The sequence below is a fragment of the Achromobacter sp. JD-1 genome (genome assembly GCF_038594925.1).
Lineage (GTDB): Bacteria > Pseudomonadota > Gammaproteobacteria > Burkholderiales > Burkholderiaceae_B > Achromobacter > Achromobacter spanius_C.
In genome coordinates, this window is the sequence record NZ_JBCGCS010000012.1 from 174,388 (window position 1) to 189,437 (window position 15,050).

Sequence of the window (15,050 nt, forward strand, 5' to 3'; positions counted from 1 at the left end):
GATCAGGAGACAAGCAATGCAGCAGCAGGACAAGGGGAACGGCGCGCTGGCGCGCCTGGCGGCCGCCACGGTGCTGGCGGTGTCGATGCAGGCCGTGTCGCTTCCGGCCAGCGCTCAGACAGCGCCCGCGCCCGGCCAAAGCCCGCGCGTGGATGCGATTCGCAAAGCAGGTGAACTGCGCGTGGGTGTGCTGCAGAACGCACCCTGGCTGATCCAGGATGTGTCCGGCAAAAGTGGCGAGGCCTGGAGCGGCCCCGCCTGGCTGCTGGCCAAGGAAACCGCGCGCCAACTGGGCGTCAAGCTGACCGCCATTCCTGTCTCGCACGAGACCAAGGTGCCGGTGCTGGCGGCCAACCAGGTCGACATGACCATCAGCCCCCTGGCCGAAACGGCCGACCGCTTGAAGGTGGTGGACTTCGTGCTGTATTCCGCCACCAGCGTCTGCATGTTCGGCCGCGCGGGCAACGACAAGCTGGCCCGAGTCAAATCGGTTGACGACCTGAACCAACCCGACATCACCATCGCGTACTTCACGGGCGGGGCTGAAGAGGCCTGGGTGAAGGAACGTTTCCCGCGCGCACGGTTGCGCGCCGTCGCCAATTCCGGGGCTACCGCGCCGATCGAGGAAATCATGGCCAAGCGCGCCGACGCCGCGCCGATCAACCGCGTGCCGTGGGTGGGGTTGAACCACAAGGTGCGCGGCCTGGTGGTGTTTCCCGCCGAGGCGAACTGCCAGCAAAGCACCGAAAAGGCGTCGCCGGTAGGGCTGGCGGTGGACAAGAACCAACCCGAATTCCTGGCCTGGCTGCGGCAGGTGGCGGAAGCGATGAAGCCCGCCTTGCTGGCCGACGAAACCCGCATCATCGAACAGAGCAAGTAGGCCGCTCGGCCGCATTCCAAACGATCACTTTTCCGCACGCGCGTGGCGCGTGCGTATCTGGCGAACCCGCCGGCGCCTGCGCGCGCCAGTACCCGCCGCGCCGCCTCCGGGCGAACGCGGCGGGAATCCCCGGATTTCGATGTTCATCAAGGAGACTTTGCATGCCGTCCCGCTTCCCCTCGCGCCACCGCGCCGCCCGCTTCTTCCTGACCGCCGCGATGCTGGCGGGCGCGGCGTCCGCCCAGGCGCAGACCCCGCCCGCGCCCGGCGAAAGCGCCCGCGTGGACGCCATCCGCAAGGCGGGCGTGCTGCGCGTGGGCGTGGTCAACAACCCGCCGTGGCTGGTGCAGAACACCAGCGGTTCGGGCGAGCCGTGGATGGGATCGTCGTGGACGTTGGGCAAGGAATTCGCGCAACTGCTGGGCGTGAAGGTCGTGCCCGTGCAGGTCAGCCATGAAACCAAGGTGCCCGCGCTGATCGCCAACCAGATGGACATCATGATCGGGCCTCTGAACGAGAACGCCGAGCGCGCCAAGATCATCGATTTCGTCACGTTCTCAAGCACTAGCGTGTGCATGTTCGGCCTGGCGTCCAACCCCAAGTTCACCAGCGCCACCAAGGTCGAGGACTTCAACCAGCCCGGCATCACGATGGCGTACTTCTCGGGCGCGGGCGAAGAGCCGCTGGTGCGAGAACATTTTTCACAGGCCCGGCTGCGTGGTGTGACCAATTCGGGTTCGGTCGCGCCTATTGAAGAAGTGCTGGCCGGCCGGTCCGACGTGGCGCCTCTGAACCGCATGCTGTGGCCCAACATCAGCAAGAAGGTGAAGGGCCTGGCGGTGTTCCCGAAGGAAAACGATTGCCAGGACAGCAAGATCTTCGAAATCAAGGCGGGCATGGGCGTGGCGAAGAATCAGCCCGTCTACCTGGACTGGCTGCGCAAGGTGGAAGCGCGCCTGCACCCCGAGCTGGCGGCCGAAGAACGCCGCATGACGCAAACCCTGAAGTGAGCACACAACCATGTTGAATTGCGCGATTCATGGGGCACAGGACCTGCGCCTGACCGAACAGTCGCTCGAGCCGTTGGGCGCGACACAGGTGCGCGTGGGCATCAAGGCCGTGGGCATCTGCGGGTCAGACCTGCATTACTACCGTCACGGCAAAGTGGGCGACTTCGTCATCCGCGAACCGCTGACGCCGGGACACGAGGCGTCCGGCCAGGTGCTGGAAGTGGGCGCGGCCGTTACCAGCGTCAAGCCGGGCGACCGCGTGGCGCTGGACCCCGCCCGCACCTGCGGCGTGTGCCGCTATTGCCGCCAGGGCGATTCCAACCATTGCGAAGCGGTGCATTTTTTTGGCAGCGCCAGCAAGTATCCGCACATGCAGGGCGCAATGCGCGAGCAGGTGGTAGTAGAGGACAAGCAGTGCCTGCTGGTGCCCGACGACTTGTCGTTCGAACTGGCCGCCTTTGGCGAGCCGCTGGCCGTGGCGCTGCACGCGGTGCGCAGCGCCGGCAGCCTGCTGGGCAAATCGGTGATGGTGGTGGGCGCCGGCCCCATCGGCGCGCTGACCTTGATGGCGGCGCGGCTGGCGGGCGCCAGCCAGGTGACGGTGGTCGACATCGTGGACGAAACGCTGGCCACCTGCGCGCGCGTGGGCGCCACGCGCACCATCAACGCCGCGACCGACCCCGCCGCCATCGATGCGCTGGCGGCGGGCAAGGGCACCATCGACGTGTGCTTCGAAGCCTCGGGCAATTACGCCGGGTTGGCCAACTGCATACGCGCCACGCGCCCGCGCGGCGTGATCGTCACGGTGGGCACCTTGAACGGCAGCAGCGAGCAATGCCCGTTCAACCAGATCATGGTCAAGAGCCTGTCGGTGATCGGCAGCTTCCGCTTTGTCGACGAATACGCCTGGGCCGTGGATTACCTGAGCCGTGGCGTGCTGGACGTGTCGCCCCTGTTGACGGCGGCGGTGCCAGTGCAGAACGTGCACGCCGCGTTTGCGCTGGCGGCCGACCGGCATCAGGCGATGAAAGTGATGGTGACGTTCTGAGGCGTCGCGCGTTCCTTGCGTCCTAATCCCACGGAGACTCCATGGATCTCGATTTTTCTCCCATCGTCGATAACTGGCGTTTTTTTGCCGGCGGCCTAGGGATCACTGTCGCGCTCAGCGCCATCACCGCGATATCCAGCATTCTGCTCGGCCTGGTGATTGCCCTGTTGCGCCTGTATGGGCCGCGCTGGCTGCGCGTGGCGCTGGTGTTCTACATCGACAGCATGCGCGCCATACCCGTGCTGGTGGTGCTGGTCTGGATCTACTTCGCGTTCCCCTTGCTGGCCGGGGTGAACTTCGCGCCGTTCTGGGCGGCGCTGGTGGCGCTGACGTTGCATATCGCGGCCTATTCGGCTGAGGTGATACGCGCCGGTATCGAATCGGTGCGGCCGGGGCAGATGCGCGCGGGGCTGGCGCTGGGCATGTCGCGCGCGCAGGCGCTGCGCAAGATCATCCTGCCGCAAGCCACCATCCGCATGCTGCCCGCCTTCGGGTCGGTGCTGACGGTGGCCATCAAGGACACGGCCATCGCCACCGTGATCGCCGTGCCGGAGCTCATGCACAAGGCAGAGACGATCGCGGGCCAGAGCTACCGGCCCATTGAAGTGTTCACGGCGGTGATCATCGCGTACTTCGTGATCCTGTTTCCGGTCACGCGCGGAGTGGATCGTCTTTATCAACGCTATGCACACCTGGGGCGGTCATGAATCTGGACTGGGGAATCATCTGGGATTCGCGCAACCTGCTGCTGCAAGGCGCGGCGATGACGATCATGTTGACGGTGGTGACGATGGTGCTGGCCGTGCCGGGAGGCATCGTGCTGGCGCTGATGCGGCTGTCGTCCAACCGCGTCGCCAACGGCATCGCGGTGGCCATCGTGGAGTTCTTTCGCAACCTGCCGCTGATCCTGGTGATCTATTGGGCGTTCTACGTCATGCCGATGGCGCTGGACGTGCAGTTTTCGGCGGTCACCACCGCGCTCGTCGCGCTGGTGTTGAACGTATCCGCCTACAACTCGGAAACGTTTCGCGCCGGCATCAACTCCATCCGCAAGGGCCAGATGGAAGCCGCGCTGGCGATGGGCATGTCGCGCCACCAGGCGATGTTCAAGGTGCTGATCCCGCAGGCCGGACGGCGCATTCTGCCGGTGCTGGCCAGCACCTGGATTTCGCTGTTCAAGGATACGTCGCTGGTGTCGGTGATTGCGGTCAGCGAGCTGGCGTACGCCTCGATGCAAGTGCGCGCGCAGAGCTTTCGCGTGCTGGAAATGCTGACCGCGATGGCGGTGATCTATTGGCTGATGGGCTATCCGCAAGCCAAGCTGGTTGATTGGGTCCATCGCAAATACGGAGTCAAGGAATGAACGACATGATCCTGGAACACCCGCCGGCCGTGGCAGGCGCCGCGGCCTCTGCCGCCGCGCGCAAGGGCGCGGACCAGCCGCCCGTGCTGGTCTACGAGCACGTGCGCAAGGTCTATGGCGATTTCGTCGCGCTGAACGACGTGTCGCTGCAAGTGAACAAGGGCGAAGTGATGTGCTTGATCGGGCCGTCCGGCTCGGGCAAGTCGACCCTGCTGCGTTGCACCAACGCGCTGGAAAAGCTGGATGGCGGCCGGGTGCTGCTGGACGGCGTGGCGCTGCCCGAATCGGAATCCGACGTGCGCCGGGTGCGCCAGCGGATGGGCATGGTGTTCCAGAGCTTTGAGCTGTTTCCGCACAAGTCGGCGCTGGACAACGTGGCGATGGGCCCCATCACGGTGCTGGGCATGTCGCCCGAGGCCGCGCGCGCCCGCTCCATGGCGCTGCTGGAAAAGGTGGGGCTGGCCGCCAAGGCCGGCAACTTTCCCGCCAACCTGTCGGGCGGACAGCAGCAGCGCGTGGCGATCGCGCGCGCGCTGGCGATGGAACCCGAAGTGATGTTGTTCGATGAACCCACGTCGGCGCTGGACCCCGAAACCGTGGGCGAAGTGCTGAACGTGATGAAGAAGCTGGCGCAGGAAGGCATGACGATGATCGTCGTGACGCATGAAATGAGCTTTGCGCGGCGCGTGGCCAATTGGGTGGTGGTGTTCGAGAACGGCGCCATCCTGGAACAAGGCCCGCCCACACAGATTTTCGATAACCCGCAAGTCGCCCGCACCCGGGACTTCCTTAGCCACCTGGGCTGGGAAGGCTAGGCCGCCTCTTTTCCCGTCTACTCGGAAATCCAAAATGAAAATTACGAATGCACGCGTGATCGTTTGTTCGCCGGGCCGCAACTTCGTGACCCTGAAAATCGAAACCGACCAGGGCTTGACCGGCATTGGTGACGCCACCTTGAACGGGCGCGAACTGGCGGTGTCGGCCTATCTGACCGAACACGTCATTCCCTGCCTGATCGGGCGCGACGCGCATCAGATCGAGGACATCTGGCAGTACCTGTACAAAGGCGCCTACTGGCGGCGCGGCCCGGTCACCATGACGGCGATTGCCGCCGTGGACACCGCGCTGTGGGACCTGAAGGCCAAGGCCGCGGGCATGCCGCTGTATCAGTTGCTGGGCGGCAAGAGCCGCAGCGGCGTCATGGTTTACGGCCACGCCAACGGCTCGGACATCGAGCACACGCTGGATGAAGTGCTGCGCTATGCCGACATGGGCTACCGCGCCATCCGCGCGCAAAGCGGCGTGCCGGGGCTGGACAAGGTCTATGGCGTGGGGCGCGGCAACCTGTTCTACGAACCCGCCGACGCCGACCTGCCCAGCGAACACGACTGGTCCACCGAAAAGTACCTGCGCCACACGCCGCAGCTATTCGACCGCATCCGCGACAAGCTGGGCTTTGAACACCATCTGCTGCACGACGTGCATCACCGCCTGACGCCGATCGAAGCCGGGCGACTGGGCAAGTCGCTGGAACCCTACAACCTGTTCTGGATGGAAGACGCCACGCCGGCCGAAAACCAGGATGCTTTCCGCCTGATCCGGCAGCACACCACCACGCCGCTGGCCGTGGGCGAGATCTTCAATTCCATCTGGGACTGCAAGGACCTGGTGCAGAACCAGTTGATCGACTACATCCGGACCACCGTGGTGCACGCGGGCGGCATCACGCACCTGCGCCGCATCGCGGACCTGGCCTCGCTGTATCAGGTGCGCACCGGCTGCCACGGCGCCACCGACCTGTCGCCCGTTTGCATGGGGGCGGCGCTGCACTTTGATTTGTGGGTGCCCAACTTCGGTATCCAGGAATACATGCGCCACACGGAAGAGACCGACGCCGTGTTCCCGCACGCCTACACGTTCGACCAAGGCATGCTGTACCCCGGTGATGTGCCCGGCCACGGCGTCGACATCGACGAAAAGCTGGCCGCCAAGTATCCGTACAAGCGCGCCTACCTGCCGGTGAACCGCTTGCAGCAGGACGGCACGCTATGGAATTGGTAGCGGCTGGTGTGGAGCGCCTGACGCCCGCGTGTCTGGCCGCGCTGCCCTTGGACGTGGCACGGCCTTCTTACGACCGCAACGCCTTGCGCGTGGGCATCGTGCATCTGGGCCTGGGCGCGTTCGCGCGCGCGCATCTTGCTGCGGTGAACGAAGCCGCGCTGCATGTGGGCGGGGGCGGGGGCGCGAACCTGGCCTGGGGCATTTGCGGCGTGTCCTTGCGGCAGGCCGACACGCGCGATGCGCTGGCGCCGCAAGCGGGCTTGTACACCTTGGCCTTGCGCAGCGCCGACGCGACCGGTCGCGAGCAACAGCAGGCCACGGTAATCGGCTGCCTGCTTGAAATGCTGGTTGCGCCGGAAGATCCGCAGGCTGTGCTGGCGCGCATTGCGCATACGGACACGCGCATCGTCAGCGTCACTGTTACCGAAAAAGGCTATTGCCACGACCCGGCCAGCGGTCGCCTGAACCTGCACCACCCCGACATCGTGCATGACCTTGCGCAACCTCGGTTGCCGCGCAGCACCATCGGCTTTCTGGTGCGGGGCTTGCAGCAACGGCGTGCGGCGGGGCAGGGGCCGATCACGCTGATGTCGCTGGACAATCTTCCCAGCAACGGGCATTTGCTGCGCGGCTTGGTGCTGGCGTTTGCGCGGCAGGTCGACCCGGCACTGGCGACGTGGATTGACACCTTGTGCGCGTTCCCCAGTTCAATGGTGGACCGCATCGTGCCCCGCACCACCGATCAGGACCGGCGCGACGTTGCGCGGGCGCTGGGCCTGAACGATGCCTGGCCGGTGATGGCGGAGCCCTATCTGGAATGGGTGGTGGAAGATCAGTTCGCGGCGGGCCGCCCGGACTGGACCGCGGGCGGCGCGCGCTTCGTGACCGAGGCCGCGCCGTTTGAAACCTTGAAGCTGCGCACCGTCAACGGCGTGCATTCGGCGCTGGCGTATTTGTCGGTGATGGCGGGTTGGGCAACCGTGGACGAAGCCATGGCGCAGCCCGCGTTGAAAGCCTATCTGGCAGCGTTGATGCAGGACGAAATCGTGCCGACGCTGCCGCCCTTGCCGGGCCTGGACCTGGCGCGCTATCAGCAACGGCTGTTGCAGCGCTTTGAGAACCCGGCGTTGAAACACCAGACCCGGCAGATTGCGATGGACGGTTCGCAGAAGCTGCCGCAGCGCCTCTTGGACACCGTGCGGGCACGGTTGGCGGCGGACTTGCCGATTAGCAAGCTGGCGCTGGCGGTGGCCGCGTGGCTGCATTTCCTGCGCGGCGTTGATGAGGCAGGGCTGCGCTACGACATCCAGGACCCGATGGCCGCCGAGCTGGCGCAACGCTACGCGCAAGCGGAACTGGCCGCTGAACTTGCCGCTGACCGTAGCGGCCCGGGGCCAGCCGCCATGCTGGCCTGGACGGAAACGCTGACCGGGCTGGCTGCGGTGTTCGGTGACCTGGGCGCAGACCCGCGTTTTGTGCGGGCCGTGTCGCAAGCGGCGTATGCGCTACGCAGTCAGGGGGTAGGCGGGGCGCTGGCGTGAATCAACCCGGCTTCTTCACCACGATCGTGGCCGTGTCGCTGGTGAATGAGCCGTCTTCCTGCACATCGAAATGCGCGCGCACCACGTCCGGCGCAATGCTGAACATATGGCGCAGCGCCGCCACCAGCGTGTCCGGCGTGCGCATGCGCGTGACCCAGGTCTGGAATTCCAGCGGCAGACGGCGCGGCGACAGGCCTTGCAACGTGAAGCCCGCCTCGGTCAGCATGCGCGTCCATTCCGCCACCGAGTAGTCGCGCACATGGGAGGTATCACGCAGCACTTCTATCGTTTGCAGCCAGGTGTCCAGCAGCGGCTCGCCGGGCGACACCACATCGGCAAACACGGCAGTGCCACCGGGCTTGAGCACGCGAAACGCTTCGCGCATGCCCCGGCCAGCGTCTTGCCAGTGATGCGTGGAATAGCGCGACATCACCAGGTCGAACTCGCCGTCGGCAAAGGGCAGGTATTCGGCCTTGCCCTGGCGCGTGGCCAGATTGTTCAGGCCGCGCTTGGCGGCTTCGCCCGCGACGACGTCCAACATCTGTTGGGACAGGTCGTAGGCGGTGACTTCCTTGACCTCGGGCGCCACGTGAAAGCTCACGTGGCCGCCGCCACAGCCCAGGTCCAGCACGCGTGCCGCCGGATGCTGGCGGGCGATGCCGGCCATTTGCAGCAGGTCTTCGCCTTGGGCGTGGACGGCGCTGGTCAGGTACGCCGTGGCGCGAGGGCTGAACTGGCGGTCGACGGCGGCGTCGTGGGTGCTGGCGGTCATGGAATTCCTTTAATGGCGTTGTGCGGGATGTCAGGTGCAGGCGCTAAGATAGGCCGGCCTTTATACACGTACAAGTCCATTGCTTATCCTGGTATGACTACTTCCCCCCAAGGCTCGGCCTCCCAAGACGGATCGCCCCTGCGCCGCCAGGCACTGGGCGAATTCGTGCGCAGCGCGCGGTCTCGCATTACCCCGCGCATGGCCGGTCTGCCCGAAGGCATGCGGCGGCGCACGCCGGGCCTGCGCCGCGAAGAGGTCGCGCAGTTGTGCGGCATCAGCGTCACCTGGTACACGTGGATCGAACAGGGGCGCGAGGTCTCGGTGTCGCCGTCCGTGTGGTCGCGCATTGCGGGCGTGCTGCAATTGGCGCGCGCGGAACGCGCCTACCTGTTCGACCTGGCCGACTGCGCCGACCCCCAACATGCGCGCGATGACGCGGGCGCCGCGCCCGGCCCCTTGCAGGAATGCGTGGACGCGATCAACGCACCGGCCTATGTGCTGGACCGCGCCTGGAACGTACTGGCCTGTAACGCACCGCTGCGCGACCTGTTCGACAACTGGCCCACGCGCGACCCCGAACCCAACCTGCTGCGCTACATCTTCCTGGACCCGGCCGCCCGTGAATTGGTGGTGGATTGGGAGCAGCGCGCGCGCCGCGTCGTGGCGGAGTTTCGCGCCGACGCGGGGGCGCATCTGGATGAGTCCGCCGTGCTGGCTTTGTTGGACACGCTGAATCGCCAAAGCCCCGTCTTCGCCCATTGGTGGACGCGCCACGCGGTGGTGGAACGCGAAGGCGGCTTGCGCGAATTTCAGCATCCGCGCGACGGCAAGCTGGCGTTTCAGCAGATCACGTTCCGGCTGGCCACGCATCCGGACTTGAAGCTGGTGATGTTGTTGAGCGGGTCGGCGCCCGAAGACAAGTAGCGGTTCAGAGCGCCGTTCGCCATCCGCTGGCGTCCGCTGCTTGCCGCCCGCCGCGATCGCGCTTCAGGCCTTGGCCGTGGAGAACAAACTGTCTTGCATCCCCGCGTCGACCAGGCCCTGCAATAGCTTCTTGACCGGCGCGGGCAGCGCCATCGATGCCAGCTTGTCGGCTTGCACCCAGCGTTCGGGCAGCGGCGATTCGCGCAGACTGGCCGCGCGCACCGGCACCAGCCAGGGGCGGATGTGCAGGCGGTAGTGCGTGAACGTGTGCGCGAAGGCGGCCAGTTCGAAGCGTTGTTCGGGTTCCAGGCCCAGCGCGCGGGAAGCGGCGTCGGGGTCGCCCGACACATCGAATTCAGGCAGGCTCCAGAGCCCGCCCCAGATGCCCGGTTCGGGCCGCTGCTGCAACAGGAACGCGCCCTGGTATTGCAGCACCAACATGCCCGTCTCGCGTTCAGGGATCGTCTTGCGTACCTTGGGAGTGGGCAGTTCGGCCTGGCGCCCTTCACGACGGGCGACGCAGGTCTCTGCCATGGGACATCGTTCACAGGCGGGCTTGCCGCGCGTGCACAGTGTTGCGCCCAGGTCCATCAAGCCTTGCGTGTAGGCGGCCATGTCCAGGCCGGGCGCGGCCTCGACCTGGGCGTCGGCCAACGCCCAAAGCCGGGTTTCGACCTCGCGCTTGGCGGGGTCGCCGGCAATGCCGAAGTGGCGGGTGAACACGCGCTTGACGTTGCCGTCCAGAATGGGTGAGCGCTCGCCGTAGGCGAAGGCGGCAATGGCGGCGGCGGTCGACCGGCCAATGCCGGGCAGCGTGGCGATGGCTTCGGCCGAAGGTGGAAAGCTGCCGTTCCAGTTTTCGGCGATCTGCACCGCGCAGCGATGCAGGTTGCGGGCGCGGGCGTAGTAGCCCAATCCGGCCCAATACGGCATCACCTCTTCCTGCGTGGCGGCGGCAAGCGCGGCCACGTTCGGAAAACGTTGCAGAAAGCGTTCGTAATACGGAATCACCGTGGCCACTTGCGTTTGCTGCAGCATGATCTCGGATAGCCAGATCCGATACGGGTCACGGGTGTTTTGCCAGGGCAGATCGTGGCGGCCATGCTGGCGTTGCCAGGCAACGATTCGAGGGGCGAAGTCCATGGCGGCAATTATCGCATCGCCCTATTGCCCGGGTTTGGTCGACCGGTTACAACTATCGGCACAATAGCGCGAACGCGCCACGACTTCACTTTCACGGCCCTTGTTGGCCCGCGTGACCGTCAAGCGAGGCGGCTCGCGTAGCTGGAGGGGCATCCAGGATCTTGGAGTAGACATGAATGCCCCCCTGCCAGCCGCCGTACGCACGGCGCTTGAATCCGTCCAGCTGGACGACAAGTACACCTTGGAATCCGGGCGCGCCTGGATGAGCGGCATCCATGCCCTGGTCAGGCTGCCCATGATGCAGCGCGTGCGCGATGCGCAAGCGGGCTTGAACACGGCGGGCTTCGTGTCCGGCTACCGGGGGTCTCCGCTGGGTGGGGTGGACCAGAACATGTGGAAGGCGGCCAAGTACCTGAAGGCGCACCACGTTGAGTTCCAGCCTGGCATCAACGAAGACCTGGCGGCCACGGCGGTCTGGGGCTCGCAACAGGTCAACCTGTTTCCCGGCGCGAAATACGACGGCGTATTTGGCATGTGGTACGGCAAGGGCCCCGGCGTGGACCGTTGCGGCGATGTCTTCAAGCACGCCAACGCAGCGGGCACGTCGCGCCATGGCGGCGTGCTGGTGGTGGCGGGCGACGACCATCCGGCAAAGTCATCCACCCTGCCGCACCAAAGCGACCACATCCTGAAGGCCTGCATGATTCCGGTGCTGTTTCCGTCCAGCGTCCAGGAAGTGCTGGATTACGGCCTGCACGGCTGGGCCATGAGCCGCTACGCGGGCGTGTGGGTGGGCATGAAGTGCATCACCGATATCGTCGAAGTGTCCGCGTCGGTGGACGTGGACCCGCAGCGCGTGCAGATCCAACTGCCCGAAGATTTCATCCTGCCGGCCGACGGGCTGAATATCCGCTTGGCGGATACGCCCTTGCAACAAGAGGCGCGGCTCTTGGACTACAAGCTGTACGCGGCGCTGGCCTACGCGCGCGCCAACAAGCTCAACCGCGAACTGTGGCATGTGCCGCAGCGCGATGCGCGCTTTGGCATCATGACGTCGGGCAAGGCGTATTTGGACACGCGCCAGGCGCTGTCGGACCTGGGCTTGACGGAAGCGGTGTGCCAACGCATCGGTCTGCGCCTGTTCAAGGTGGGCATGGTGTGGCCGCTGGAATCCACCGGCACGCAGCAGTTTGCGGAAGGGCTGGACGAGATCCTGGTGGTTGAGGAAAAGCGCCAGGTGCTGGAATACCAACTGAAGGAAGAGCTGTTCAGCTGGATCGGCAGCGGCAAGAAGATTCCGCGCGTGGTCGGCAAGTTCGACGACAAGGACGGCGGCGAATGGTCCGTGCCGCAGGGCAACTGGCTGCTGCCTGCGCACTACGAGTTTTCGCCCGCGATGGTGGCGCGTGCCATTGCCGCGCGGCTGCTGCGCTTTGATCTGCCTGAAGACGTGCGCGCCGGTATCGATGCGCGCCTGGCATTCATCCGCGACCGCGAACAGGCGCTGGCGCGTCCGCGCGTGGTGGAAGAGCGCAAGCCATGGTTCTGTTCGGGCTGTCCGCACAACACCTCGACCCGCTTGCCGGAAGGCTCGCGCGGCATGGCGGGCATTGGCTGTCACTACATGGTCAGGTGGATGGACCGTAACACCGAGGTCTATACGCAGATGGGAGGAGAAGGGGTGCCCTGGGTGGGCCAGGCTCCCTTTACTGAAGAAAAGCACGTCTTCGCCAACCTGGGCGACGGCACGTATTTTCATTCGGGCCTGTTGGCGATCCGCGCGGCGGTGGCGGCCAAGGTGCCCATCACGTACAAGATTTTGTTCAACGACGCGGTGGCCATGACGGGCGGGCAGCCGGTGGACGGCCCCATCAACGTGCCGATGATCAGCCGGCAGGTGGCGGCCGAGGGCATCGACAAAATCGTGGTGGTGACGGACGACCCGGACAAATACAAGGACATCTCAGACTTGGCGCCGGGCGTGCCGGTGATGCATCGCGACGAACTGGACGCGGTAATGCGCGACCTGCGCGAGCATCCCGGCGTATCCGTGCTGATCTATGACCAGACCTGCGCCACCGAAAAGCGCCGCCGCCGCAAACGCAATGCCTATCCCGACCCCGCCCGCCGCGTCGTCATCAACGAGCGCGTGTGCGAAGGCTGTGGAGATTGCTCCAAGGCGTCGCATTGCTTGTCGGTGGAGCCGCTGGAAACGGAGTTCGGCCGCAAGCGCAAGATCAACCAATCAAGCTGCAATAAGGACTTTTCCTGTTTGAAGGGCTTTTGCCCCAGCTTTGTGACGGTGGAAGGCGGCAAGCTGAAAAAGCCCAAGGCCTTGTCGCAAGAGGGCGTGGTGGACGAAGCCGTGCCGCTGCCCGGTGTGTCGTTGCTGGATCAACCATATGGCGTCTTCATCGCCGGCGTGGGTGGCACGGGCGTGGTCACCATCGGGCAATTGCTGGGCATGGCCGCGCACCTGGAAGGCAGGGGCTGTTCGGTGCTGGATATGGCCGGCCTGGCGCAAAAGGGCGGCGCGGTGTATTCGCATGTGGTGCTGGCGGAATCGCCCGACCATCTGCTGAATACGCGCGTGGCCATGGGCGAGGCCGACTTGTTGCTGGCGGGCGACCTGGTGGTGGCGACCAGCGCGGACAGCATGGCGCGGGTAAGCCCCGGCCGCACACGGGTGCTGCTGAATAGCGATACGGCGCCCACCGCCGCTTTCGTGGCCAACCCCGATTGGACGTTGCCCGGCGCCAACCTGACGGCGGACCTGCAAGCTGCGTGCGGCACCGACAAGTTCTACGCCGTCGATGCCGCGGCAATGGCCGTGGCGTTGCTGGGCGATGCGATCTATTCCAATCCCTTGATGATGGGCTATGCCTATCAGAAGGGCTGGATCCCGCTATCGCAAGCGGCGCTGCTGCGCGCGATTGAATTGAACGGCCAGCAGGTCGCCAACAACCTTCGCGCCTTCGCGTGGGGGCGACGCGCCGCGCATGACCCGGCCGACGTGGCGCGGCTGATGGCCAATGGCGGCGTGCCATTGGCGCCGCCGGAAGACATCATCGAGATCAAGCGGCCGCGCACGGCGAGTCCGGTGGTCGAGCTGAAAAAGCCGGCGGGTGAACTGGCGCAAGTGGTGGCGCAGCGCAAGGCCTTCCTGACCGAATACCAGAACGCGGCCTACGCCAAGCAGTACACGGATCTGGTGGACAAGGTGGCGCGCGCCGAACAGGAAGCTACGGGTACGCAGCGCCTGGCGCTGGCGGTGGCGCGGTATTACTTCAAGCTGATGGCCTACAAGGACGAGTACGAAGTGGCGCGCTTGTATTCGGATGGCGAGTTCGTACGGAAAGTCAGCGAGCAGTTTGAGGGAGACTGGAAGCTGCATTTCCATCTGGCGCCACCGCTGTTCTCGCGGCGCGATAAGAAGGGGCATCTGATCAAGCGCAGCTATGGGCCGGGGATGCTGAAGGTTTTTGGGGTGCTGGCGAAACTGCGGCGCTTGCGTGGGACCAGGCTGGATGTGTTCGGGTATACGGCGGAACGGCGCGCGGAGCGGGAGTTGATTCGGGAGTACCGCGAGACGTTGACGGCGATCTTGGCGAAATTGAATCGCGGGAATCTGGATAAGGCTGTCGCGCTAGCTAGTGTGCCGGAAGAGATACGTGGGTATGGGCACGTGAAGGAAGAAGCGTTGGAGCGGGCGGAGCAGGTCAGGGAGGAGTTGTTGAAGGAGTTTAGTGCGCGCGTGGTGGCGATTGGAGTGCGGGCGGCTTGATGCTTTTTTTTCGGCGATGGGGTTCTTGCGTGGGGCCTTACGCGCTGCACCCATCCTACGGTGGGGGTTGCTTGATGGGTTTCGCGCGGCTGGCGATGGGGTTCTTGCGTGGGGCCTTGCGCGCTGCACCCATCCTACGGTGGGGGTTGCTTGATGGGTTTCGCGCGGTCGGCCATGGGGTTCTTGCATCGGGCTTTGCGCGCTGCACCCATCCTACGGTGGGGGGTGCTTGATGGGTTTCGCGCGGCTGGCTATGGGGTTCTTGCGTGGGGCCTTGCGCGCTGCACCCATCCTACGGTGGGGTTGCTTGATGGGTTTCGCGCGGTCGGCCATGGGGTTCTTGCATCGGGTCTTGCGCGCTGCACCCATCCTACGGATGCGGGGCCGTGCCTTGTAGGATGGGTGAAGTGCGAGGGGGGCGGCCCGCGGACGCCGGCCTGTATCGCATGTATGGACCGGGGACATGGGTAACGGGTGTTCGGGGACATAGGTAACACTTCTAGCATCACGGTATGGTCGTTTTT

Annotated in this window: 12 protein-coding genes; 10 read left to right on the forward strand and 2 right to left on the reverse strand. The window is 65.3% G+C overall.

The window, feature by feature from the left end:
- Window positions 1-16: 16 nt before the first annotated feature.
- The 8 genes from WBR68_RS19500 (at window position 17) to WBR68_RS19535 (ending at window position 7,903) form a co-directional block, all read left to right on the forward strand.
- A complete protein-coding gene (locus WBR68_RS19500) occupies window positions 17-880 on the forward strand; it encodes a substrate-binding periplasmic protein (RefSeq protein WP_050450253.1) in 864 nt (287 codons plus the stop codon).
- Between the two features lie 161 nt (window positions 881-1,041).
- Window positions 1,042-1,890 (forward strand): substrate-binding periplasmic protein, encoded by an 849-nt coding sequence (locus WBR68_RS19505; protein WP_050450252.1) that lies wholly within the window; start codon window positions 1,042-1,044, stop codon window positions 1,888-1,890.
- A 10-nt stretch (window positions 1,891-1,900) separates the two neighbouring features.
- The gene (locus tag WBR68_RS19510; protein WP_050450251.1) at window positions 1,901-2,938 is read left to right on the forward strand and encodes an L-idonate 5-dehydrogenase; all 1,038 of its coding nucleotides are present in this window, start codon (window positions 1,901-1,903) and stop codon (window positions 2,936-2,938) included.
- A gap of 41 nt (window positions 2,939-2,979) precedes the next feature.
- Window positions 2,980-3,645 carry an amino acid ABC transporter permease gene (locus WBR68_RS19515; RefSeq protein WP_050450250.1) on the forward strand — a complete coding sequence of 222 codons (666 nt, stop codon included), beginning with the start codon at window positions 2,980-2,982 and terminating at the stop codon, window positions 3,643-3,645.
- Entirely contained in the window at window positions 3,642-4,301 is a 660-nt protein-coding gene (locus WBR68_RS19520; protein ID WP_050450249.1) for an amino acid ABC transporter permease, read from the forward strand. Before WBR68_RS19515 ends, WBR68_RS19520 begins: the two co-directional genes overlap by 4 nt.
- Complete coding sequence (locus WBR68_RS19525; RefSeq protein WP_050450248.1) at window positions 4,298-5,116, forward strand: amino acid ABC transporter ATP-binding protein; 819 nt, start codon at window positions 4,298-4,300, stop codon at window positions 5,114-5,116. The genes WBR68_RS19520 and WBR68_RS19525 overlap by 4 nt, the downstream gene beginning before the upstream one ends.
- Window positions 5,117-5,150: 34 nt before the next feature.
- Window positions 5,151-6,362, forward strand: coding sequence for a D-mannonate dehydratase ManD (manD, locus tag WBR68_RS19530; RefSeq protein WP_230695019.1), 1,212 nt, complete (start codon window positions 5,151-5,153; stop codon window positions 6,360-6,362).
- Window positions 6,350-7,903 carry a mannitol dehydrogenase family protein gene (locus WBR68_RS19535; protein ID WP_230695020.1) on the forward strand — a complete coding sequence of 518 codons (1,554 nt, stop codon included), beginning with the start codon at window positions 6,350-6,352 and terminating at the stop codon, window positions 7,901-7,903. Before manD ends, WBR68_RS19535 begins: the two co-directional genes overlap by 13 nt.
- A 1-nt stretch (window position 7,904) precedes the next feature.
- On the opposite strand, the gene WBR68_RS19540 is transcribed toward WBR68_RS19535, so the two are convergent.
- On the reverse strand, window positions 7,905-8,675 hold the full coding sequence (locus WBR68_RS19540; RefSeq protein ID WP_230695021.1) for a class I SAM-dependent methyltransferase: 771 nt from the start codon (window positions 8,673-8,675) through the stop codon (window positions 7,905-7,907).
- 93 nt (window positions 8,676-8,768) lie between these two features.
- Here WBR68_RS19540 and WBR68_RS19545 point away from each other — a divergent pair, with 93 nt between their 5' ends.
- Complete coding sequence (locus tag WBR68_RS19545) at window positions 8,769-9,599, forward strand: helix-turn-helix transcriptional regulator (protein WP_230695022.1); 831 nt, start codon at window positions 8,769-8,771, stop codon at window positions 9,597-9,599.
- 63 nt (window positions 9,600-9,662) lie between these two features.
- On the opposite strand, the gene mutY is transcribed toward WBR68_RS19545, so the two are convergent.
- Complete coding sequence (gene mutY / locus WBR68_RS19550) at window positions 9,663-10,742, reverse strand: A/G-specific adenine glycosylase (RefSeq protein ID WP_050450243.1); 1,080 nt, start codon at window positions 10,740-10,742, stop codon at window positions 9,663-9,665.
- A 172-nt stretch (window positions 10,743-10,914) separates the two neighbouring features.
- Between mutY and WBR68_RS19555 the strand changes: the two genes are divergently transcribed.
- On the forward strand, window positions 10,915-14,526 hold the full coding sequence (locus WBR68_RS19555) for an indolepyruvate ferredoxin oxidoreductase family protein (protein ID WP_230695023.1): 3,612 nt from the start codon (window positions 10,915-10,917) through the stop codon (window positions 14,524-14,526).
- The last annotated feature ends 524 nt before the right edge of the window (window positions 14,527-15,050 follow it).